Origin of the sequence: Glycomyces dulcitolivorans (assembly GCF_003265355.1) — a bacterium.
In the GTDB taxonomy this organism is placed as follows: domain Bacteria; phylum Actinomycetota; class Actinomycetes; order Mycobacteriales; family Micromonosporaceae; genus Glycomyces; species Glycomyces dulcitolivorans.
This window is the reverse complement of the sequence record NZ_QFRW01000287.1, coordinates 1-20,792: the sequence shown is the minus strand read 5'-3', so window position 1 is coordinate 20,792 and position 20,792 is coordinate 1. Positions and strand designations below refer to the sequence as shown.

Genomic DNA, 20,792 nt, shown 5'->3' with positions numbered 1-20,792 from the left:
GGGTGGCCTCGGCGACGCGGCGGCGGCGCTCGGCCTCGGCCGCGCGAGTGGCGCGCAGCCAGGCGCCGACGCCCCAGGCGGCGGCGATCAGGAGGTAGAACACGGTGAAGCCGTCGGCGCCCTCGGTGGAGCCGAGCCGCACCAGCGCGAGCGCGAGGCCGACGTACACGACGCTGAGGACCCAGATCATTGTGCGCCGCATCCGCTCCAGGTGGGCGCCCGCGCTGATCACCGCGAACGCGAGCGCCGTGCCGCCGACCGAGTGGTAGCTGCCGAGCGAGGCGAGGACGAACCCGAGCGAGACGAGCGCGAGCGAGGCGGCCGGGGCGCGGCGGCGCAGGGCCAGGGGGAGGCACTCCAGCGCCAGGATCGCCAGGCCCAGCGCGTCGAGCGGCCGCCCGGGGAGGTCGCCGACCTGCGTCTCGTGGCCGCGGAGCACCGGGAGGAAGGACAGGACGGCGAGGAGCAGCCCGAGGGGGAGGTCCCGGACGGTGACGTCGAGGCGGCGCCACCGGTCCGGGATCCGCCGCAGTTCCATCACCGGGGCAGTGTAGCGGCGGCGGCGCGGCGACGGAGCGGGACGAGGTTGCCGCGCCGCTTCGCGATCCACAGGAACACCACGGTCGCCAAGGCGCCGAAGGCGACCGCGTAGGCGCTGCCCTCGGGTCCGAACGCGCCGCCGCTGACCGCGACCGGGCCGGAGGTCGCGGCGTCGAGGAGCCCCTGCGGGGTGCCGTTGCCGGAGACCTCGGTGCTGAACACCGCGGAGGCGGCCGCGTTCCAGCCGAAGTGGAGGCCGATCGGGAGCCACAGGCTCCGGGTGGCGATGTAGGCGGCGCCGAGCATCCCGCCGGCCTCGATCGCGATCGCGGTCGCGCCCCACAGGGTCGCGTTCGGATTGACCAGATGGATGAGTCCGAAGAGGATGCCGGTGCCGGCCAGGGCGATCCAGGTGCCGAAGCGGCGCTCGACGATGCGCAGCAGGACGCCGCGGAACAAAAGCTCCTCGGTCACGGCCGCGGCGACCATGAACCCGAGCAGGCCGATCGCGCCGCCCGGGGAGCCGAGGCCGTCGACCGTGTAGTGGCCGAGGAACGCGATGTTGGCGATGACGAACCCGAACATGACGACGCCCAGCAGCGTCCCCAGCGCGGTCTGCCCGACGGCGCCGGGCCGGGCGAGCTCGTCCACCGGCCGTCGCTCGGTCTTCGTCACGACCCAGCGGTAGGCGACGACGGCGAGCACGGCGGTCGCGAGGCCGATCGCCAAGGCGGGCCACGGATGTCCGCTGACGGCGTTGAGCGCCTGGCTGCCGAGGAAGGCGACCAGGGCGACCGCCGAGAGCTGCCATACGAGTCTCATGAGCACTCCTTCATCAAGCGCGGCAAGGGGGCGCCGCGGCTGAGAGGAACGCTACGGACCGGCGGGCTCGCCGTCGTCCCCGTCGAGTGGACACTTGCGCGTAGCTCGCGCGGGGGACGAGCCCTTCGGTCACACCTCGTCGTCGGGGTGCTCGCGTTTGCTGTAGTTCTCGAACGTGTCGTACTCCAGCGAGACGCGGCTGCAGTCCCCGGCCTCCTTCGGGTCCTCGCCGTCCTCCTGGCAGAAGCACCCGCGCAGCTCGCGGTAGCGGGCGCGGAAGCCGGGGAAGCCCTCCACCCCCTCGACCGAGTCCGCCACGATCGACTCGAACGCCGCCAGGGCCTCGACATCGGTGTAGCGCTCGTTGATGTCGGGCCTGGAGCAACCCGCGGCCGGGGCCAGGAGGAGCATCGCGCCGACGACCGCGGTCGCCCGCTTCAGCACGGACAGGGCGGCGATCGTTCGCATCGGCACGGCGGTCCTTTCGCGGAGTGACCCGGTGCCGCCGATGTTATTGGGCCGCTGCGACCTCCCCGAACGGTCGCGTCTGCGTGATCACCGGGACGAACCCCAGGAAGTCCGCCGCCTCCGGGAGCGAAGGGAGGCCGATCGAGTGCTTCCCGTCCTCTGCCGGGTCGTACACGCCAGCGATGATCCGCAGCCGCGTCGCACCGCCAGGCCAGCCGCCGTCGGCCAGCGGCAGCAGGACCCCGCCGGCCCCGGCCTCCAGGAGCGTGCGCTCCACATTGCCCTCCGCGGGCTCCGGGATCTCCAGGCCGCCGCGGATCGTGCCGCTCCCGAACGCCAGGAGCACCGAGACGTACCCCTCGCCGAACCGCTCCCGCAGCAGCTTCCCCGTGGTGGCGAACGGCTTCCCGGGGCTGATCGCCACCTCCGCGTCAGCGAGGACCCCCGTCAGCGCGAACCCGTCGAAGTAGACGACCTTCCGCCCCGACTCCTCGTGCGCGGCCGCGATCCGCTCCGCGATGGCCCTGGAGACCTCCCCGAAGTCCGGCCCCGCCGCGACCGAGTTCGCGTGGAAGCCCAGGATCTGCTCGGCGAGAGCGAGTATGTCGGGCTCCGGCGCGAGGACCCGCACCAGGTCCAGCGCCTCCCCGGCGAGCTCGGCGAACGGGCGGCCCGGATGGGTGCCCTGGTGGATCTGGATGTGCTCGTTGACCTCGTGCGCGGTCCGGATCACCCCGTACCGCTCGCGGATGCCCGCGGCCGCCACCGGATCGATGCGTTCGACCGCCGCGAGGACCCGGTCGTAGTCCTGCGGCTCGGTCTGCCTGGGGCCGTTGCCCACGACGCGTACCGGCTCCGCCGGATGCCGCGTGTTGAACGCCCGCAGCCACTTCAGCAGCTCGGCCGTGGCCTCAGTCCGGTTCGGCAGCCAGCCCGACAGGACCACCTCCCGCAGGTCCTCGCGCTCCCCGAGGACGTACTGGTCCATGCGCTCTGCCACGTTGGCGCTGTCGGGGATCACGAGGACCCGGTACCCCGCCTCCTCGACCAGCGCCTTGACGAGGTCGACGCGGTGCCGGTCGATCTCGGCCGACTCCCGGGTGTTCTCCCCGACGCCCACGACCGCGGCCGCCTTCGCGGCCGCGACGACCGGCCGCAGGTCCTCCAGCGGATGCGCGTGGTCGCGGATCCATTCGGCTGTGGTGTCTTGAAGCGATGTGTTCATGATGGCCTCCTTGCCCGGTGGTGCTGTTTCCACCGGCCAAGCTACGGGGCCCTCGACTGGGGCCGCATCTGTCGAACGACCGAAGTTCACCTGACGAAAGTAAGGCCCGCCGGTCACCCGGCGGGCCTCGATGACTCAGCGGCTCAGCGCTCGCCGGCCTTGCGGAAGTACACCATCCGCCGCAGCAGCATCTCCGCCGGACCGCGGTACCGCAAGCGCCGCATGACATCCGCCGCGACCACCGTGAACGCCCACACCAGGACCGCGCACAGCCCCGACACCAGCAGCGGGCTGCCCGAGCGCTCCGGCAGCGCCAGTGCGAACGGCGCCGCCAGCACCAGCCAGGCCACCGACTGGAACAGGTAACCCGTCAGCGAGCGCTGGCCGAGGGCCGCGATCGCCGTCAGCACCGGGCCGTGCGCGTTCCGGCGGCTGAAGGCGTAGGCGATCAGGCCGAACAGCGCCCCGTACCCGAGGCCGCCGAAGAACCCGGAGGTCTCGTACAGCATCCGGACCGACCCGGCCGTGCCCTCGTCCACGCTGATCGCCCCGGCGCTCAGCAGCGCCATCGGGAGCCCAGCGGTGAGCGCGACGGCGAAGCCGCCGATCGCGGTGGCGCGCAGGAGCGTCAGGTGCTCGTGCGGCGCTTCGAGGACGCGGTGCCGCGCGGCCCACGCGCCCACCCACACCATGAGGATCATCGGCACGATCGTCAGCGTGTGGACCGGCCACTCCGCGGCCCGCTCGGCGAGGGACTCCAGGTAGGTGCCCGCCTCGGCGGACGGGAACGGCGTCACCGGGATCGCCGCGCCGCTGCCGCCCCCGGCCAGGCCGAGGCCGGCCACGATCGCGATGACCAGCAGGTACACGCCACCGACCGCGAGGTACCAGGGCGCGAAGCGGTGGACGCGCTCCGAGCGCTGGAGCAGCAGCAGCGTGTACAGGATGCAGATGATCCCGTACGCGCCGAGGAAGTCGCCCGAGTAGAGCAGCACCCCGTGGACGGCGCCGAACGCGAACAGCGCCAGGCCGCGGCGCAGCAGGACGTTCCGGACCTGGCGGGGCGAGGCCCCGGACTGCTCCTGGCGGCGCGAGAGCTGCACGAGGCCGTAGCCGAAGAGGAGGGCGAACAGCGGGAACGCGCGGGCGTGCACGAGTTCGATCATGAGGAAGTTGTAGACGCGCTCGGCGCCCTGGGGGTTCGTCTCGACGCCGGGGGCGCTGGCGAGGAAGTACCCGGCGGCGTTGGCGAGGGCGATGAGCAGGAGCATCGCGCCGCGGGCGAGGTCGGGGGCGAGGGCGCGCTCGCTTGCGCGGACGGGGCCGCGGGCGGTGCCGGGCCGCACGTGCGGCGCGGTGGCGGTCGGGGTGGTCATGGCGTTCCTTCGTTCGGCGGATCGAGATAGTGTCTTGAGGATACTATATGAGGGACACTATATGGGTGTGCAATGATGTCCCGGCATCACCGCCGGGACGGAATGGAGGACGGCCAGGCCATGGACCAGGACCGCGTGCCGCTCGAACTCGCGCGGCTGTGGCGCATCCCACTCGATTCGAAGCTCGGCCGCCCGGCCAGGCTCGACGTCGGGAGCGTCGTGGACGCCGCGGTCGCCCTGGCCGATCGCGAGGGCCTCGCGGCCGTCACCCTCCCGCGCGTCGCCGAGTCCCTCGGCGTGACCAAGATGTCCCTCTACCGCCACGTCGGCTCCAAGGACGAGCTGCTCGACCTCATGCGCGACGCCGCGAACGGACCCGTCCCCGACTCCCTCGCCGGGACCGGACCGTGGCGCGAGCGCCTGCGGCTGTGGGCGACCGAGCAGCTGCGCGTCCTCGAAGCCCACCCGTGGCTCGCGCAGGTCCCGCCCTCGGGCCCGCCCAGCGGCCCCAACGGGATCGACTGGTTCGACGCCGGGCTCCGCTCGCTGCGGCTGACCGGCCTCGACTGGGGCGCCAAGGTCGGCGCGCTCATGATCGTCTCCGGCTACGTCACCAGCGCCGCGCAGCTCGCGCAGGCGCTCGCCGCCGGCCGCGAGGGCACCGGCATGGACCAGGCCGCCGCCGAGCGCGAGTACGGCCGCGCCATGGCCCGCCTCGTCGATCCCGAGCGCTTCCCCGACGCGGCCGCGCTCTTCGGCGGCGGGCTTCTGGAGGACACGGGCGAGGACACCGGCGAGAACGACTTCCACTTCGGCCTGGAACTGCTCCTCGACGGCGTCGCGGCGGCCGTCGCCGGGGACGAGTGAGCGGCCCCGCGCGATGCGCAGGGCCGCTTCCGATCACGCCTTGCTAACGGCCTGAGAACTCCTGCACGAGCGGCAGGTATTCAGTCGCCTGGCCGCCGCCCGCCTCACTGGTGTCCGTCCAGATGCACGGCAGCTCGGACTGGCATTCGGGTCCCCACAGCAGCGCGACCGCCGATCCGCCGTCGCGCATGCCCTCGATCGCGGCGCGCATGAGCGCCACCGTGCTCGACTCGTCCGCCGAGGAGGCGGGCGCGTAGAACTCCGACCACCACACCGGCAGGTCGGTGCGCGCGGTGATCCACTCGGTCACGTCGCGGAACTTCTCGTAGGTCCCGGCCGTGCCCGGGTGGTAGCCGTCGTTCGTGGACGACCAGGCGTCCACGGTGAAGAACTCGGCGCCGTCGGCGTTCGCGAGCCAGTACTCCATGGCGTCGAGGTCGCGCTGATCGGCAGTGCCCCAGGAGCCCTGGAGGTCCGAGCAGTCGTGCGTGCAGTCGTCGAAGCTGTTGATCGAGACGTACGGGCCGCCGAGCTGTGCGTCCGGGCGCACCGCCTTGACCGCGGCGTACACCAGGTTGTACAGCTCGGTGTAGCCCTCGTGGTCCCACCGGTTCAGGTCGTCGTTCCAGAAGCCCTTGAACTCGTTCCACACCTGGAAGTACTCGACCTGCGGGTACCGCGCGGCCGCCTCGGCGGCGAGCTGCGCGTACTCGTCGTAGTACTGCGGCAGCGGCGCCTCGTAGGCCTGCGGCCAGTCCTCGCCGGAGGGGGTCATCCACCCCGGCGCGCAGCACAGGGTGAGGACGGGGGTCCCGTCGGTCTCCTCGATGAGCGTCATCCGCTCGTCCAGGCTGCCCCACTCCCGCGCGCTGGAGTTCTGGACCGGCCAGGGGTTCTCGGCCCCGAAGCCCATGAGGTGCTGGTTCTGGAGGGGGCCGACGCCGCTGAGGATCTCCTCGGCGTCGGCCACGGCCTCTTCGTCGCCCCACCAGTCGGCGCTGTAGCGCTCGTGGGTGACGCCGAGCTGGAACGCGGCGGCGGCGTCCTGACCGTCGGCGTACGCCGGGACGGTCAGGGCGGCCACCGCGAGCATGGAGGTGCCGGCCAGGGCGAGCATCGTGTATCGGCCCGTTCGTGTCGATCCGCTCACTCGGTGAAAGCGCATGGATCTCCTTACGGCAGAAGGGATATGGCCGCCCTCATGCTATGGCTTCGGACACTGTGGTGCAAGCATCGAAGCCCACCGATACGTAGGGTGGCCTCACGCGTCCATTGAGTCCGCGAGCTCCTCCCTGAGCCCGCTCAGGGTCCGGCTCAGCAGCCGCGACACGTGCATCTGCGAGATGCCGACCTCCTCGGCGATCTGGGTCTGCGTCATGTCGCCGAAGTACCGCAGCGCCAGGATCTTCCGCTCGCGCTCGGGCAGCTCCTGGATGAGCGGCGCGAGCGACTCGTGGTTCTCCACGAGCGCGAGCGAGGCGTCCTCGTCGCCCATGGTCTCGGCCAGTGGCAGCCGGCCGTCGCCCTCGAAGGGCGACTCGTCGAGCGAGACCGACCGGTACGCCTGGCGCGCTTCGAGTCCTTCGAGGACCTCGCGCTCGGAGACGCCGATGTGCTCGGCCAGCTCGGCCTCGGTCGGGGGGCGGCCGAGCTCCTGCGACAGCTCGGCGCCGGCGCTGTTGAGCGAGAGGCGCAGCTCCTGGAGCCGGCGCGGGACGCGCATCGGCCAGGTGGTGTCGCGGAAGTGGCGCCGGACCTCGCCCATCACCGTGGGGACGGCGAAGGAGAGGAAGTCCGAGCCCTTGCCCGGGTCGAACCGGTCCACCGCGTGGATGAGCCCGACCGAGGCGACCTGCACCAGGTCGTCCTTGGCGATCCCCTTGCCGGAGTAGCGCCTCGCGATGTGCTCGGCGAGCGGCAGGTAGCCGGTGACGAGCCGGTCCCTGACCTCCGACCGGCGCGGGTCGTCCGCTTCGAGCCGGTCGAGTTCGCCGAACAGCGGCTCCAGGTGGCCGTAGTCGTCGGATTTGGTCCTGCGCTGCGCTTGTCGTGTCGCGGTCATGAGTTCGCCGTCCTCCCGTATCGTTCTCGGGGCCGTGGCCCCGATGATCAGTGCGGGTTGTCCGTCTATTTGCTCCACTGGTTCCGAGGCCGGGGTGCCGTCGGAACGCCTTAGCACTCAGCATAAGAGCAGCAGGTGGCAATGTCACCTACCGTGGAGTAACTCTTTATATAAACCTGTTAGTGACATATTTCACATGTCAATTTCGATTGGGTCGCAATGATTTTCCGTAATCACTCTGTGGCACCATTGAACGCGAGTCACGGAATCGCTGTGGGATTTCAGCAATCATTCTTGTAGAAGCCCTGAAAACCGTTGCGGCAGTTCCTCGATTCGGCGAGGGAGGCGAGGGATGACGGAAGTTGCCGGACGTGCCGCCGGGGAGCCGTTCCGCCACCCCGCACTGCACTACGCCGGCCCCGCCGAATACCTCGACGGCACGGTCCCCTTCATCGAGAACGCGCTCGCCGCGGGCGAACCCGTCGCCGTCGCCGTGCCCGCGCCGAACCTCGACCTCCTGCGCGGCGCCCTCGGCGCCGCCGCCGACCGCGTCCTCATGCTCGACATGGCCGTCGAGGGCGCCAACCCCGGCCGCATCATCCCCGGCGTGCTCCGCGACTTCGCCGACCGCCACCCCGGCCGCCGCGTCAGCATCGTCGGCGAGCCGATCTGGGCCTCCCGCACCGAGATCGAGTACCCCGCCTGCGCCCAGCACGAGGCCCTCATCAACCTCGCCTTCGCCGGACGCGACGCCGCCGTCCTGTGCCCCTACGACCTCGACGGCCTCGACGCCCGCGCGATCGCCGACTCCCGCGCCACCCACCCGGTCCTCATCGACGGCAAGGGGACCCGCGAGAGCCCGCACTACGACCCCGTGCGGATCATCGACGGCTACAACCGCCCGCTCCCGGCCCCGCCGCGCCACGCCGTCGAGCGCGGCGTCGACCGCGACTCCGTCGACAACGCCCGCTGGTTCGCGACCTCATACGGCCGCAACGCGGGACTCTCGGCGCACCGGCTCATCGACCTGGAGATCGCCGTGACCGAACTGGTCCTCAACAGCGTCGTCCACGGCGGCGGCACCGGGCTGCTGCGCATCTGGACCGACGGCGACCACCTCGTGTGCGAGGTCCGCGACGCCGGGCGCATCACCGACCCGCTCGCCGGCCGCCGCTCCGTCGACGACTACTCCGACGGCGGCGGCCTGCTGCTCGTCAACCACGCCGTCGACCTGCTGCGCATGCACACCGGCCCCGGCGGCACCACGATGCGCATCCACCTCAGACTGTCCGAATGAGACGCGAAAGCGGCCCGGGCACCCGAGGGCCCGGGCCGCGACCGTGCGGTTCCTAGTCCGCCATGTAGGTGATCGCGTCGGTCCGCATGACGTCCCCGGAGACCTTGACGGCCCGGAACACGTGCGCGCCGTCGTCGAGCCCGTCCACGGCGAACAGCTCCCGGCCGGTCAGGCGGGCGTCCGCGGAGGTGTCCACGGTCGCGACCAGGTCGCCGTCGATGTAGACCGCGACCTCGCCCTGGTCGGGGGCGAGCGGCCCGGTCCACGCGACCCCCGTGCCCTCGAAGGCGAGCTCCACGGCCGCCCCCTCCGCGGCCGCGGAGTGGACGTCGTCCAGGTGGTCGCCGCGGAACGCGAAGTCCAGGCTCGTCTCGCCGTTCGGCAGGGACAGCAGGAACGCCGACTGGAGGACCACGGTGGTGCCGTCGACCGTGTAGTCGGCGCCGGACTCCAGGGCCTCCCCGCCGTGGGTGATCCCGGCCAGCTCCCCGCCGTCGCGCAGCAGCTCGACCGCGACGTCGGCGTCGGCGCCCAGGGCCTTGTCCACCGCGGCCGAGGCCGGGTCGATCAGGGACTCCAGGACCACGTCGAAGCGGTCGACCAGCATGAACCGGCCGCCCTGCTTCTCCAGGCGGATCGTGTGCTCGCCCGCGGGCAGGTCGCGCACCGAGTACAGGACCTGCTGCGCGCTGCGGGAGTCGGCGTGCGCGTCCACCGTCTCGGCGAACTCGCCGTCGATGTAGACGTCGACCTCACCCTGGGACGGATCGGTCTCGGTCACGTAGTCGATCCCGGTGCCGACGAAGGTGTACTCGACGGCGTCGCCGTCGGTCTCGGTCCAGTGGACGTCGTCCTCGTAGTCGCCGAAGCCGCGGCCCGAAGACCCGTTCCACGTGCCCGAGTAGGAGATCCCCTCGGCGTCGTCGTTGAGGACGACGGTGCCCGCGCCCTCCGGCGGGACCGGGACCTCGCCGGTGGACGAGTCGCCCACGCCGAGCCGCAGCGGCTGGACCGTGGCCGCGACCTCGTCGCCGCCGTTGCGGACCCAGTCGCCCTCGTAGCCGACGCGCTGCGCGTCGTCGTTGAGGGTGACCGCCGCATCGTCCTTCGGCGTCAGCTCGAACAGGCGCGTGCCGTTGATCGGGACGTTCTCGGCGGTGAACTCGTCGTCCTCGAACCTCCCCTCGTTCTCGCCGGCCCACAGGTCGCGGACCCTCCACTCGCCGCCCAGACCCATCGCGGACAGGTCCAGCGCCATGTCGGCCTCGGTGCGGCCCAGGTTGAACAGCGCCACGGTGACCGTGCCGTCGGGGTTCTGGGCGTACCAGGTCTGGCGGTCGGTCGCGGTCGAGACCGGGCGGGCCGGGACGCCGGACTGCTGGACGGCGATGACCTCCTCGTTGGTGAGCAGCTCGATCCCGAAGTCGTCGAGGTCCGTCATGTCGTCGCCGAGGTACATGGGGGAGCCCGCGATCGCCCACAGGGTCATCGCGGTGCGCCGCTCGTCCCTGGTCAGGCCGTCCATCTCGCCGTTGCCGACGTTGAGGGAGTCGAGGTCCATCCAGCCGCGCTCGGGGCCGGTGAGGCGCCACCAGTCCTCGACGCGCGGGAACAGCCGCTCGACGTTCGCCCACTGGGTGAGCGCCTCGCCGGGGCAGTAGCACTCGACGTCCCAGTCGACCCGCCAGCCCTGGGCGTGCTCGGCCCACAGGTCGGCGTACCCGATGTCCAGGGCCCAGGACAGCTCCATCCAGATCCCATGGCGCTCAAGGGCGGACGACCAGGCCGCCACGTCGTCGCGCGCGTCCAGGGACAGGTCGGAGACGCCCGAGCCGGGGGTCACCGAGTCGAACTTGACGAAGTCGACGCCCCAGGACGCGATCAGGTCCACGATGGAGTCGATGTACTTCTGCGAGCACGGGTTCGCGAAGTCGATCTTGTAGCCGATGCCCCAGTAGTCGGCGTCCTGGAGCGGCTGCGCGGCGATGTCGCCGGTCGAGCAGCCGGGCGCGCCGTAGATCGGCAGGTCGGCCTCGTAGACGTCGGGGCCGAGACCGGGGATGAAGTAGAGGCCGAACTTCTGGCCGTTGCCGTGGACGTGGTCGATGACGGCCTGAAGGCCGTCGGGGTACAGCGTCGCGCTCGGGACGGGCCGCCCGTACTCGTCGACGCCGCCGTTCCAGGCCGCGTCGACGTTGATGTACTCGTAGCCGTACTCCTGGAGCTGATCGTGCATCGCGTCGGACTGGGCGATGAGCCGCTCGCCGGTGATCCACTGGCCGTTGTCGGAGTAGACCTGCATGGAGTAGGAGCTCCAGCCCATGTACGGGCGCTCGCCGAGGGTCTCGGCGGTCGCGGGGTCGTCGGTCTGGGCCGCCGCCGGTGCGACCGGGTTGGCGACGAGCGCGAGCGAGGCCGCGGCGGTCGCCGCCACCGCGCCCCAGAGCCGCCGTCGGAAGGGTGGTTTCGGTTGCATGGGTTCCTCTCGGGGGTCTCGGTCCTCTTTGACCGCTCCGGCCGTCAGGCGAGCCGGAGCCGCTCGATCGCGCCGCGGTCCCAGGCGATGCCGAGGCCGGGCGCGTCGGGGGCGTGCAGGTGGCCGCCTTGCAGCCGAACGGTGTCGGCGGCGACGGCGCGCAGCTGGGGGATGTGCTCGACGTATCGTCCATTGGGGACGGCAGTGGCGAGCGAGACGTGCAGCTCCATCAGGAAGTGCGGGGCGACCGGCAGCGAGTGGGCCTCGGCGAGGTGCGCGATCTTCAGCCAGGGCGTGACGCCGCCGACGCGCGCGGCGTCGGGCTGGAGGACCGCGGCGGCGCCGAGCCGCGCGTAGGTCTGGAACTGCCGGATCGAGTACAGGCTCTCGCCGACCGCGATCGGGATCGGCGTCGAGGCCGCCAGCTGCCGGTGCGCCAGCGGGTCGTCGGCCGGCAACGGCTCCTCGAACCATTCGATGCCGAAGGGCGCGAACGCGTCCGCGCGCCGCACCGCCTCGCCGAGGGTGAAGCACTGGTTCGCGTCGAGCATGATCGCGAAGCCGTCGCCGACCGCCTCGCGCACGGCGCCGATCCGCTCGGCGTCCTCGACCGCGCTCGGCCTGCCGACCTTGAGCTTGACGCCCGCGAACCCGGCGTCCCGCGCCGCCAGCGCGCCCTCCACCAGCTCCTCGGTGTCCAGGTGCAGCCAGCCGCCTTCGGTGTCGTAGGCGGGCACCGACTCCTGGGCGCCCCCGGCCATGCGCCACAGCGACCGGCCGGTGCGGTGCCCCTCGGCGTCCCACACGGCGGTGTCGACCGCGGCGAACGCGAGCGAGGTGATCGCGCCGACCATGGTGGCGCGCGTGGACGCGGTCATCGCCTCGAAGACCGCTTCGGGGCGGGTCGCGTCGAGGCCGGTCACGGCCGGGAGCACGGTGGCGCGCAGCAGGCTCAGGACGGCGGGCCCGCCGGTGCCGATCGTGTACGCGTAGCCCAGGCCCTTGGCCCCGGATTCGCAGGTGAGCTCCACGAACACGGTCTCCTGCGCCCGGAACGACTGCATTGCGTCGGTGCGGGGGCGCTCGACGGGCAGTTCGCACAGCCACGCCTCGGCGGCCGCGATGCGGTCGCTCATCGTGCGAAGTCCTTCCGCAGTGCGGCGGTCTCGGCGAGCCACAGGTTCGCGAGGGCGGTGTGGCCGTTCGCGTTGGGGTGCACGCCGTCCGGGGCGAGCGCGGGGGCGTCGCCGAGGGCGTTCAGGGCGGCGTCGGCGGGCAGGACGGGCGCGCCGCGCTCGGCGCCGAGGCGGCGCACGACCGCGATCTTGTCCTCCAGGTCGCCGCGCCAGGTCTCCTGGCCCGCGTCGGCGGGCAGCAGGAACGGCTCGATGAACACGAAGCGCGCCTTGGGAAGCCGTTCCAGCAGCCTCCGGCAGTCGGCCTCGTAGTCGCCCGTGGGGGTGTGGACGCCGCCGTTGTGCGGCCGCCACACCTCGTTGATGCCCACGAGGACGCTCACGATGTCGGGTGCTTCGGCGACGACGTCGGCGTCCCAGCGGCGGAGCATGTCGTTCGCGCTGTCGCCGGAGACGCCGCGGTTGAGGACGCGGAAGCCCTCGGCTTCGAGGAGGGGCGCGAGGACGCGGACGTAGCCGTCGCCCAGGCCCTCGGGGTCGGTGCGGCGCTCGCAGTCGGTGATGCTGTCGCCGGCGAAGACGATGAGGGGCTTGGTCACGGCAGTCTCCTGAGGTCGATGATCATGGCCTGCTGGGGGTTCAAGGTGGGGAGCGGGACGCCCGCGACGGCGAGCACGCCGCCGTCGAGGTCGATCCCGGTGTCGGATGCGGCGGTGACCCACGCGGGGTCCTGGCCCTGGTGGCGGCTCGCCGGACCGAGTTCGCCGCGGATGCGGACCCGGTAGCGGGCCGCGGGGTCGAGGCCGGGCAGGCGCACCCGCCCGGACTGGCCCGCAGGCGAAGTGGCGGTGCGGGCCCACGTGTAGAGCGCCCGTGACCCGTCCTGGGCGGTGATGCCGCTGAGCTGGGTCGCCTCGTCGGCGAGGTCGGCGTTGACGACCCGTCCAGAATGGATCAGTCCGCGCAGTTCGCGGTACAGGTCGGCCCAGGCCCGGATCGCCCCCAGCTCCTCGTCCGAGGCGGTCTGGAGGTCCAGCTCGATGCCCGCGTGCGCCGTCAGTGAGGTCGCGAGGCGGTACGCGAGGTCGGTGGTCCGGGAGGTGGTGTGCGAGCGCGCGGCGCCGAGGTGGGAGCCGATGAGCTCGGGCGGGACCAGCATCCGCGTCCACCGCTCGATCTGCGCGCGCTCGACGGGGTCGTTGCAGTCCGAGGCCCACAGCCGGTCGGTGCGGTCGAGGATGCCCAGGTCGATGCGGCCGCCGCCGCCCGAGCACGTCTCGATCTCCAGGCCCGGGTGGCGTTCGCGCAGCTCGTCGAGGAGCCGGTAGAGCGCGAGGGTCTGGGCGCGCACGCTCGGGCGCTCGGCGCCGGCGCGGCGGCTCACGGCCTCCAGCAGGTCCCGGTTGTGGTCCCACTTGAGGTAGTCGATCGCGTGTTCGCCGACCAGGGCGCTGATCCGGTCCCGCACATGGGCGTACGCCTCGGGCCGGGCGAGGTCGAGCACGTACTGGCGGCGCGAGGCCGGGCCGAGGCCCTGCGCGGGGCCGAGGACCCAGTCCGGATGGGCGCGTGCGAGATCGGAGTCGAGGTTGATCATCTCGGGCTCGAACCACAGCCCGAACTCCATGCCGTGGGACCGGACCAGGTCGACCAGGGGCCGCAGGCCCTCGGGCCACACGTCCTCGTCGACGTACCAGTCGCCGAGCCCGGCGTGGTCGCCGCGGCGGCCGCGGAACCAGCCGTCGTCCAGGACGATCCGCTCGACCCCGATCTTCGCGGCGCGGGCGACGAGCCCGGTGAGGCGGTCCATGTCGTGGTCGAAGTAGACGGCCTCCCAGGTGTTGAGCACCAGCGGGCGCGGCTTCGCGGGGTGCGAGGGGCGGGCGCGCAGGCGCCGGTGGAGCCGGTCGGCGATCCCGTCGAGGCCCTCGCCGGACCAGGTGAACACCGCTGTCGGGGCGTCGTACCGCTCGCCGTCGGCGAGGCGCATCTCGCCCGAGTGCAGCAGCTCGCCGGCGCCGAGGACGGCCGCGAAGGGGCCCGGGCTCTCGGGGAGGCGCTCGGCGAGGTACTCGCTCTCGCCGCTCCACGCCAGGTGCACCGTCCACAGTTCGCCGTGGCCGAAGCCGAACCCGCTGGTGCCCAGCGCCATCAGGAACGGCGTGTCGTGTCCGGGCTTGCCGCGGTGGGCCCGCCTGGCGTGCGTGCCGAATCGCAGCGGGCCGCGCTGCGGCGCCTTTTCGCGGCACCACTTGCCGGTGAAGTCGAGCAGCTCACCGGCCCGGTCGGGGACCGGCAGGAGCGCCCGCAGGCCATCCAGTGTGTACATCTCAGCGGCGTCCGGTGCGAGTGAGAGGTCCCTGGTCACCGACTGGTCGACGGTGAGGACCCCGAACTCGTCCATGGCGAACACCATGTCGCCGCGCAGGGCCGACACGCGGTCGGCGAACCGCAGGGCGATCCGCCCGCCGCCGTCCCGGCCCGGCACGGCCTGGACCTCGACGAGTTCGGGACGCGGGGTGGTCGCGGTCCCGGCGGCGTTGCCGCTTTGACCCGGCGTGCCGGACCAGCCGTCGCGCTCGGTCGGCCACACGGTCAGCCGCCTGGGCTCGTCAGGGGCGTTGTTGAGCAGCGCCGCCGCGGCCGTCTCGCGCAGGCCCTGCGCCGCACCGATGTCGGCGCCCCAGTGCAGGACCTGCGGGACCGGCCCGGCCGCGTCGAGCACGAGCGCGGCGCCCGCGGCCCTGAGTGTGAAGACGGCGTCCTCGCCGTGGCCCATCTCGGTTCCTCGCTATCCATCGGGATCAATTACTTGACATCGTTAATTAATCATGTCTACGCTGGCGGCGCAAGAGCGGGTCGCGGAACGGCACCGTCAGGAACCCGCAGAACAGGCGGCTGACCAGGGGGTCAGCCCCGGAACAGGAAAGATCGATGACGCTCTTGAACACCGGGCCGGCTCCCGCCCGGGACCTCCCGACCGGGCCGGCCGCGCCGCGGCGCCGCCCCGCGTCGCCCTCCCACCGCGGCGACGGCCCCCTCGCGTGGCTCCTCATCGCGCCCGCCCTGATCGGCTTCCTCGTCTTCGCCGTCTACCCGACGCTCCGCGGCGTCTACCTGAGCTTCACCGAGTTCCGCGTCCTCACCCCGCCGAAGTGGATCGGGATCGCGAACTTCCAGGAGCTCGCGGGGGACCCGGTCTTCTGGAACTCGCTGCGCGTCACCGTCTACTTCGTCGTCGTGGCCGTCGGGCTCACCGTGATCGCCGCCGTCACCACCGCCGCGGTCCTCCACCGGCTCACGTCCTCGACGGTGATCCGCGGCCTGATCATCCTGCCGTTCCTGATCTCCGGCGTCGTGGCCGCGACGGTCTGGTCCTGGATGCTCGACCCCCAGCTGGGCATCGTCAACGCCGCCGTCCACGCCTTCGGCGGCGACGGCGTCCAGTTCCTCACCTCGCGCGAGTGGGCGATCCCCTCGATCGCGTTCATCCACGTGTGGAAGAACCTCGGCTACACCGCGATCATCCTGTTCGCCGGGCTCCAGACCATCCCGCCGCAGGTCTACGAGGCCGGGCGCATCGACGGCGCCGGCGAGACCCGGATGTTCTTCTCCCTCACGCTGCCGCTCCTGCGGCCGATCCTCGCGCTCGTCCTGGTGCTCAACGTGATCGGCGCCTTCCAGGTCTTCGACCTGGTCTCGGTCACCACCAAGGGCGGCCCGGCCAACGCCTCCAACGTGCTCCAGATGTACATCTACTCGAAGGCGTTCGGCCAGTTCGACTTCGGCTACGCGTCGGCCATGTCGCTGGCGCTCTTCGCGATCCTCATCGCGATCACCTTCCTCCAAATGCGACTGCTGCGCGCCAACGAATCGGAGCAAGCCTGATGCGCACCCGCCGACTCAGCCCCGGCCGCGTCCTCGCCTGGATCTACCTCGCGGTCATCGTCCTGGTGACGGTCTTCCCGTTCTACTGGATCCTGCGCACCGCCCTGTCGGACAACTACGCCCTCCTCGGCAACCCGTCCTCGCTGCTCCCGGTCGACTTCACCTGGGGCCCCTTCAAACGCGTGCTCGGCCTCGCCACCGCCGAGGAGTCCCTCGCCGAAGGCGGCTCCGGCGCCACCCTCGACCTGGGCCGCTACCTCGTCAACTCGATCGTCTACGCGACCGCCTCGACCTTCCTCGTCGTTCTCTTCTCGCTCCTGGCCGCCTACGCCTTCGCCCGGCTCCACTGGCGCGGACGCGACTTCGTGTTCGGGCTGTTCCTCGCCGCGCTCATGGTCCCCGGCATCCTCACGCTCCTGCCGAACTTCGTGCTCGTGCGCGACCTCGGCCTGCTCAACACCTTCGCGGGAATGATCCTCCCCTATGGACTGTTCTCGGCGTTCAACATCTTCTTCCTGCGCCAGTTCATGCTCGGCCTCTCCGCCGAGACCGAGGAGGCCGCCCTCATCGACGGGGCCGGGCGCATGCGCATCCTCTTCGGCATCACCGTCCCGATGACCAGCGGCCCCATCACCACCCTGTCCATCCTCGGCTTCATCGGCATGTGGAACGACTACTTCTGGCCGCTGCTGGTCACCACCGACGAGTCCGTGCAGCCCCTGACGCTCGCGCTCGCGGTGTTCAAGCAGTCCTCGCCGCAGTCCCAGCCCGACTGGGCCGGGCTCATGGCCGCGACCCTCGTCGCCGCCCTCCCGATGCTCCTGCTGTTCATGGTCTTCGGCCGCCGCATCGTCAACTCCATCGGCTTCACGGGGCTCAAATGACCGACACCATCCGATTCGCCTGGGCCGCACCGGCCTCCACCTGGGAAGAGGCCGTGCCGCTCGGCAACGGCCGCATCGGCGCCATGGCCTTCGGCGGGCCCGAGGCCCGCTACCAGGTCAACGACGCCACCGTCTGGTCCGGCTTCCCCGACGGGCCCGCCCGCGAACTCGACCGCCTCCGCAAGGACGGCGCCGGGCCCGAGCGCCTCGCCGAGATCCGCGAGGCCCTCGCCGCCGGGGACCTCGACCGGGCCGAGAAGCTCCTGCTCACCTTCGAGGGCCGCTACACGCAGGAGTTCCTGCCCCTCGCCGACCTCCACACGACCCTCGCGGGCGCCGCCGCCGAGACCCCCGCGCGGGTCCTCGACCTCGACCGGGCCGTCCTCGAAGAGCGCCTGCGCATCGGCGACGCGACCGCGGTCCGCCGCTCCTGGACCTCCCGGCCCGCGAACGCCCTGTTCGTCGAGATCCGTGCCGAGGAGCCCGTCATCGACCTCGACCTGGCCCTCACCACGCCGCTGCGCGTCACCTGCCATGCGGCCCAAGGGGTCCTCTCGGTCGAAGTGGACGTCCCCTACGACGGCGCGCCGCTCCACGAACCCGGCGAGCCCGCCCACCGGCACGGCCCCGACGGCGGCTACGCGGCCGTCGCCCTAGCCTTCGACACCGACGGCGAGCGCACCGAGACCGCCGTCCGCGGCGCCACCCGCGTCCTCATCGCCCTATCCACCGCCTCCCGCGCCGAGGTCTGGCTGGCAGGCGGCGACTGGGACGCGGTCGACCGCGCCGCCGTCCGCGACCGGGCCCGGCGCCGCGCCCTCGACGCCCTCGCCTCGACCGACCCGCTCGGCGTCCACACCGCCGACCGGGCCTCACTCACCAAGGCCCGCTTCGCGATCGGCGGCCGCCGCGAAGGCGTCTGGGACGTCGACCGCGACCTCCTGAACGGCGACGACGAGGCCCTCAAGGCCACCGCCGCCGCAGAATGGGGCCGCTACCTCCTCGCCTCCGCCTCCCGCGAGGGCGGCTCCGCCGCGAACCTCCAGGGCATCTGGAACCACGAGACCAGGCCGCCGTGGTCCTCGAACTACACGATCAACATCAACACCGAGATGAACTACTGGGCCGCACCGGCACTCGGCCTCGACGACCCGTTCGAGCCGCTCATCGCCCTCGTCGAGCGCATCGCCCGCAACGGCGCTCCCGCCGCCCGCGAGCTGTACGGCGCCCGCGGCTGGGTCGCCCACCACAACAGCGACCTGTGGGGCTGGGCCCTGCCGGTCGGCAACGGGCACGGCGCCCCGAGCTGGGCGACCTGGTGGATGGGCGGCGTCTGGCTGTGCCACAGCCTGTGGGACCGCTACGAGTACTCCGGCGACACCGCCCTGCTGCGCGAGCGGATCTGGCCGCTGCTGCGCGGCGCGGCCGAGTTCTGCCTCGACTGGCTCGTCGCCGATGCCGATGCCGAAGGGGCCCTGGTCACCTCGCCGTCCACCTCCCCGGAGAACCACTACGCCCGCCCCGGGCTCCCGCCCGCGTCGATCGGCCTGACCGCCTCGATGGACCTGTTCCTCATCCGGTCCCTGTTCGAGCGCTCGCTCCACGCCATCGACGCGCTCGGCCCCGACCCGCTCCGCGGCGAGATCGAGCACGCGCTGGGGCGCCTCGCCCCCGTCGAGGTCGGCGCCGACGGACGCCTGCGCGAATGGTCCGCCGACGTCCCCGACTCCGAGCCGTCCCACCGCCACCTCTCGCCCCTGGTCGGCCTCCACCCGCTCGACCTGATCACCCCCGAGACCACTCCGGACCTCGCCGAGGCGGCCCGCCGCTTCCTCGACGCCCGCGGCCCCGGGGCCATGGGCTGGTCCTGGGCCTGGAAGATCGCCATGCGCGCCCGCCTGCGCGACGGCGAGACCGCCGCCGACCTGCTGCGCGAAGCGCTCACGCCGTTCAGCGGCGACGCGCTCCGGCACGGCCCGGTCGACGGCTCCGAATGGGGCGGCCTGCTGCCGAACCTCTTCAGCACCCACCCGCCCTTCCAGATCGACGGGAACCTCGGCTTCACCGCCGCGATCGCCGAGATGCTCCTCCAGAGCCGCCCCGGCACCGTCGACCTCCTTCCCGCGCTTCCCGAAGCGTGGGCCACCGGCTCGTTCACCGGCCTGCGGGCGCGCGGCGGCATCACCGTCGACGCGTCCTGGTCCGGCGGGCGGCTGACCTCCGCGGCCCTGCACGACACGACCGGCTCCGACCGCGTCGTGGAGGTCCGCACACCCGATGCGCGCCAAACGGTCCGGCTCCCCGCGAACGCGCGCGTCGAACTCGTCCCCGCAACCCCTTCCGGGGACGACGCCGTCCCCGGTATCGAATTGAGGAACCAATGAGAACGCAACGCATCATCGCCGCTGCGGCCGCGACCGCCCTGGCGGCCGGGCTCGCCGCCTGCTCGTCGGGGGAGTCCGACGACGGGACCGTGACCGTCAACTGGTGGACCTGGGACGAGAAGCAGGCCGCCTCCTACCAGGCGTGCCTGCCCGGTTTCGAGGACGCGCACCCCGACGTGAAGATCGAGATCTCCCAGTACTCCGTGGACGACTACTTCACCAAGCTCACGGCCGGGTTCGTGGCGGGAACCGCGCCCGACGCGTTCCAGCTCTCGGTGCCGCTGCTCGGCGAGTACGCCGGGCAGGGCCAGATCATGCCCCTCGACGACTACATCGACGAGTCCGGCTACGACCTGTCCGTCCACTCCGTCGGCGTCGACTCCTGGCAGTACACCGACGGGCAGCAGTACGGCATCCCGCTCGACTGGGCCGGCGCCGCCGTCTACTTCAACGAGGCCAAGGTGGAGGAGGCCGGGCTGACGGCCGAGGACGTCCAGACCATGACCTGGAACCCCGAGGACGGCGGCACCTTCGACGACGTGGTCGCGCGCCTCACCGTGGACGAGAACGGGGTCCGCGGCGACGAGCCCGGCTTCGACCCCGAGAACGTCGCCGTCTACGGCATCGGCTCGCTCGCCGCGGGCGACTTCAACGGCCAGACCTCCTGGAACCCGTTCGTGTCCACCCTCGGGTGGCGCCTGGGCGGGGACGAGGTCGCCTGGCCGACCCGCCTGCCGTTCGACGACCCGGTCTTCGCGCCGACCCTCGACTACATCCGGGGCCTGGCCGACCGGGGCCTGAGCCCGTCCTTCGGCGAGTTCACCGTCTCCGGCGCCGAGCAGATCGGCTCGGGCACCGTCGCGATGATCCAGGGCGGCACCTGGGACGCGGCCACGGTCTCGCAGATCCCCGACGTCCCCGTCGGCATCGCGCCCACCGTCGAGGGCCCCGAGGGCCGCGGGTTCATCTCGAACTCCAACGCCAACACCGTCTACACCGGCTCGCAGCACCCGGACGAGACCTGGGACTGGATCTCCTGGATGGGCACCGTCGAATGCCAGACCGCCGCGGGCGTGGAGGGGACCTTCCTGCCCTCGATCCCCGAGGCGCTCCAGGCCACCGTCGAGGCCCAGGCCGAGCAGGGCGTGGACCTGTCGAGCTTCGTCCAGGCGATGGAGGACGGCGTGCCGTACCCGGCGCCGCCCACGGTCCACGGCCAGGAGCTGGTCGACACGCTCCAGCCGATGTTCGAGGCCTACTTCACCGGTGAGCGCGACGCGGACGTGTTCACCGAGGCCGCCGACGCCTCCGAGGACATCCTCACCCAGTAAGCCGCTTTCCGGGCGGGCGGCGCGGGACCCCGCGCC

The 20,792-nt window shown here is 72.1% G+C and carries 17 protein-coding genes; 6 read left to right on the top strand and 11 right to left on the bottom strand.

Annotated features, from left to right (window positions below; translation table 11 throughout):
* From DI269_RS19380 to DI269_RS19360, 5 genes are all read right to left on the bottom strand, one after another.
* On the bottom strand, positions 1-538 hold a 538-nt coding region (locus tag DI269_RS19380; protein ID WP_456298701.1), incomplete at its 3' end, for a DUF7134 domain-containing protein.
* Positions 538-1,362, bottom strand: a complete 825-nt coding sequence (locus DI269_RS19375) for a CPBP family intramembrane glutamic endopeptidase (RefSeq protein ID WP_112138871.1) — start codon at positions 1,360-1,362, stop codon at positions 538-540. The genes DI269_RS19375 and DI269_RS19380, both read right to left, overlap by 1 nt.
* Before the next feature lie 129 nt (positions 1,363-1,491).
* Positions 1,492-1,830, bottom strand: coding sequence for a hypothetical protein (locus DI269_RS19370; RefSeq protein WP_112138869.1), 339 nt, complete (start codon positions 1,828-1,830; stop codon positions 1,492-1,494).
* A 43-nt stretch (positions 1,831-1,873) separates the two neighbouring features.
* A complete protein-coding gene (locus DI269_RS19365; RefSeq protein ID WP_112138867.1) occupies positions 1,874-3,055 on the bottom strand; it encodes an erythromycin esterase family protein in 1,182 nt (393 codons plus the stop codon).
* Positions 3,056-3,198: 143 nt separating this feature from the next.
* Positions 3,199-4,431 carry a DUF418 domain-containing protein gene (locus DI269_RS19360; RefSeq protein WP_112138866.1) on the bottom strand — a complete coding sequence of 411 codons (1,233 nt, stop codon included), beginning with the start codon at positions 4,429-4,431 and terminating at the stop codon, positions 3,199-3,201.
* A gap of 120 nt (positions 4,432-4,551) precedes the next feature.
* On the opposite strand from DI269_RS19360, the gene DI269_RS19355 reads away from it, so the two are divergent.
* Positions 4,552-5,298, top strand: coding sequence for a TetR/AcrR family transcriptional regulator (locus DI269_RS19355; protein ID WP_198667562.1), 747 nt, complete (start codon positions 4,552-4,554; stop codon positions 5,296-5,298).
* A gap of 43 nt (positions 5,299-5,341) precedes the next feature.
* Here DI269_RS19355 and DI269_RS19350 read toward each other — a convergent pair whose 3' ends face one another.
* Together DI269_RS19350 and DI269_RS19345 are read right to left on the bottom strand one after the other, a co-directional pair.
* Positions 5,342-6,463 (bottom strand): hypothetical protein, encoded by a 1,122-nt coding sequence (locus DI269_RS19350; RefSeq protein ID WP_157975095.1) that lies wholly within the window; start codon positions 6,461-6,463, stop codon positions 5,342-5,344.
* Between the two features lie 96 nt (positions 6,464-6,559).
* Positions 6,560-7,360 carry an RNA polymerase sigma factor SigF gene (locus tag DI269_RS19345; protein ID WP_112138862.1) on the bottom strand — a complete coding sequence of 267 codons (801 nt, stop codon included), beginning with the start codon at positions 7,358-7,360 and terminating at the stop codon, positions 6,560-6,562.
* Positions 7,361-7,712: 352 nt separating this feature from the next.
* Here DI269_RS19345 and DI269_RS19340 point away from each other — a divergent pair, with 352 nt between their 5' ends.
* A complete protein-coding gene (locus DI269_RS19340; RefSeq protein WP_112138860.1) occupies positions 7,713-8,657 on the top strand; it encodes an anti-sigma factor RsbA family regulatory protein in 945 nt (314 codons plus the stop codon).
* Positions 8,658-8,709: 52 nt separating this feature from the next.
* On the opposite strand, the gene DI269_RS19335 is transcribed toward DI269_RS19340, so the two are convergent.
* The 4 genes from DI269_RS19335 to DI269_RS19320 are packed head-to-tail and all read right to left on the bottom strand — an operon-like array spanning position 8,710 to position 15,048.
* A complete protein-coding gene (locus tag DI269_RS19335) occupies positions 8,710-11,133 on the bottom strand; it encodes a X2-like carbohydrate binding domain-containing protein (protein ID WP_157975094.1) in 2,424 nt (807 codons plus the stop codon).
* 44 nt (positions 11,134-11,177) lie between these two features.
* Entirely contained in the window at positions 11,178-12,269 is a 1,092-nt protein-coding gene (locus DI269_RS19330; protein ID WP_112138858.1) for a mandelate racemase/muconate lactonizing enzyme family protein, read from the bottom strand.
* Positions 12,266-12,868: an SGNH/GDSL hydrolase family protein gene (locus tag DI269_RS19325; RefSeq protein ID WP_112138856.1), complete on the bottom strand. Its 603-nt coding sequence runs from the start codon at positions 12,866-12,868 to the stop codon at positions 12,266-12,268. Before DI269_RS19325 ends, DI269_RS19330 begins: the two co-directional genes overlap by 4 nt.
* The gene (locus DI269_RS19320) at positions 12,865-15,048 is read right to left on the bottom strand and encodes an alpha-galactosidase (protein ID WP_112138854.1); all 2,184 of its coding nucleotides are present in this window, start codon (positions 15,046-15,048) and stop codon (positions 12,865-12,867) included. The genes DI269_RS19325 and DI269_RS19320 overlap by 4 nt, the downstream gene beginning before the upstream one ends.
* 155 nt (positions 15,049-15,203) lie before the next feature.
* Here DI269_RS19320 and DI269_RS19315 point away from each other — a divergent pair, with 155 nt between their 5' ends.
* Genes DI269_RS19315 through DI269_RS19300 form a run of 4 tightly spaced genes read left to right on the top strand, consistent with a single transcriptional unit; the run spans position 15,204 to position 20,756 of the window.
* Positions 15,204-16,157, top strand: a complete 954-nt coding sequence (locus tag DI269_RS19315; RefSeq protein ID WP_112138852.1) for a carbohydrate ABC transporter permease — start codon at positions 15,204-15,206, stop codon at positions 16,155-16,157.
* Positions 16,157-17,041 (top strand): carbohydrate ABC transporter permease, encoded by an 885-nt coding sequence (locus DI269_RS19310; protein WP_112138850.1) that lies wholly within the window; start codon positions 16,157-16,159, stop codon positions 17,039-17,041. The genes DI269_RS19315 and DI269_RS19310 overlap by 1 nt, the downstream gene beginning before the upstream one ends.
* Entirely contained in the window at positions 17,038-19,425 is a 2,388-nt protein-coding gene (locus DI269_RS19305; protein ID WP_112138848.1) for a glycosyl hydrolase family 95 catalytic domain-containing protein, read from the top strand. The genes DI269_RS19310 and DI269_RS19305 overlap by 4 nt, the downstream gene beginning before the upstream one ends.
* The gene (locus tag DI269_RS19300) at positions 19,422-20,756 is read left to right on the top strand and encodes an ABC transporter substrate-binding protein (protein WP_112138846.1); all 1,335 of its coding nucleotides are present in this window, start codon (positions 19,422-19,424) and stop codon (positions 20,754-20,756) included. Before DI269_RS19305 ends, DI269_RS19300 begins: the two co-directional genes overlap by 4 nt.
* The last annotated feature ends 36 nt before the right edge of the window (positions 20,757-20,792 follow it).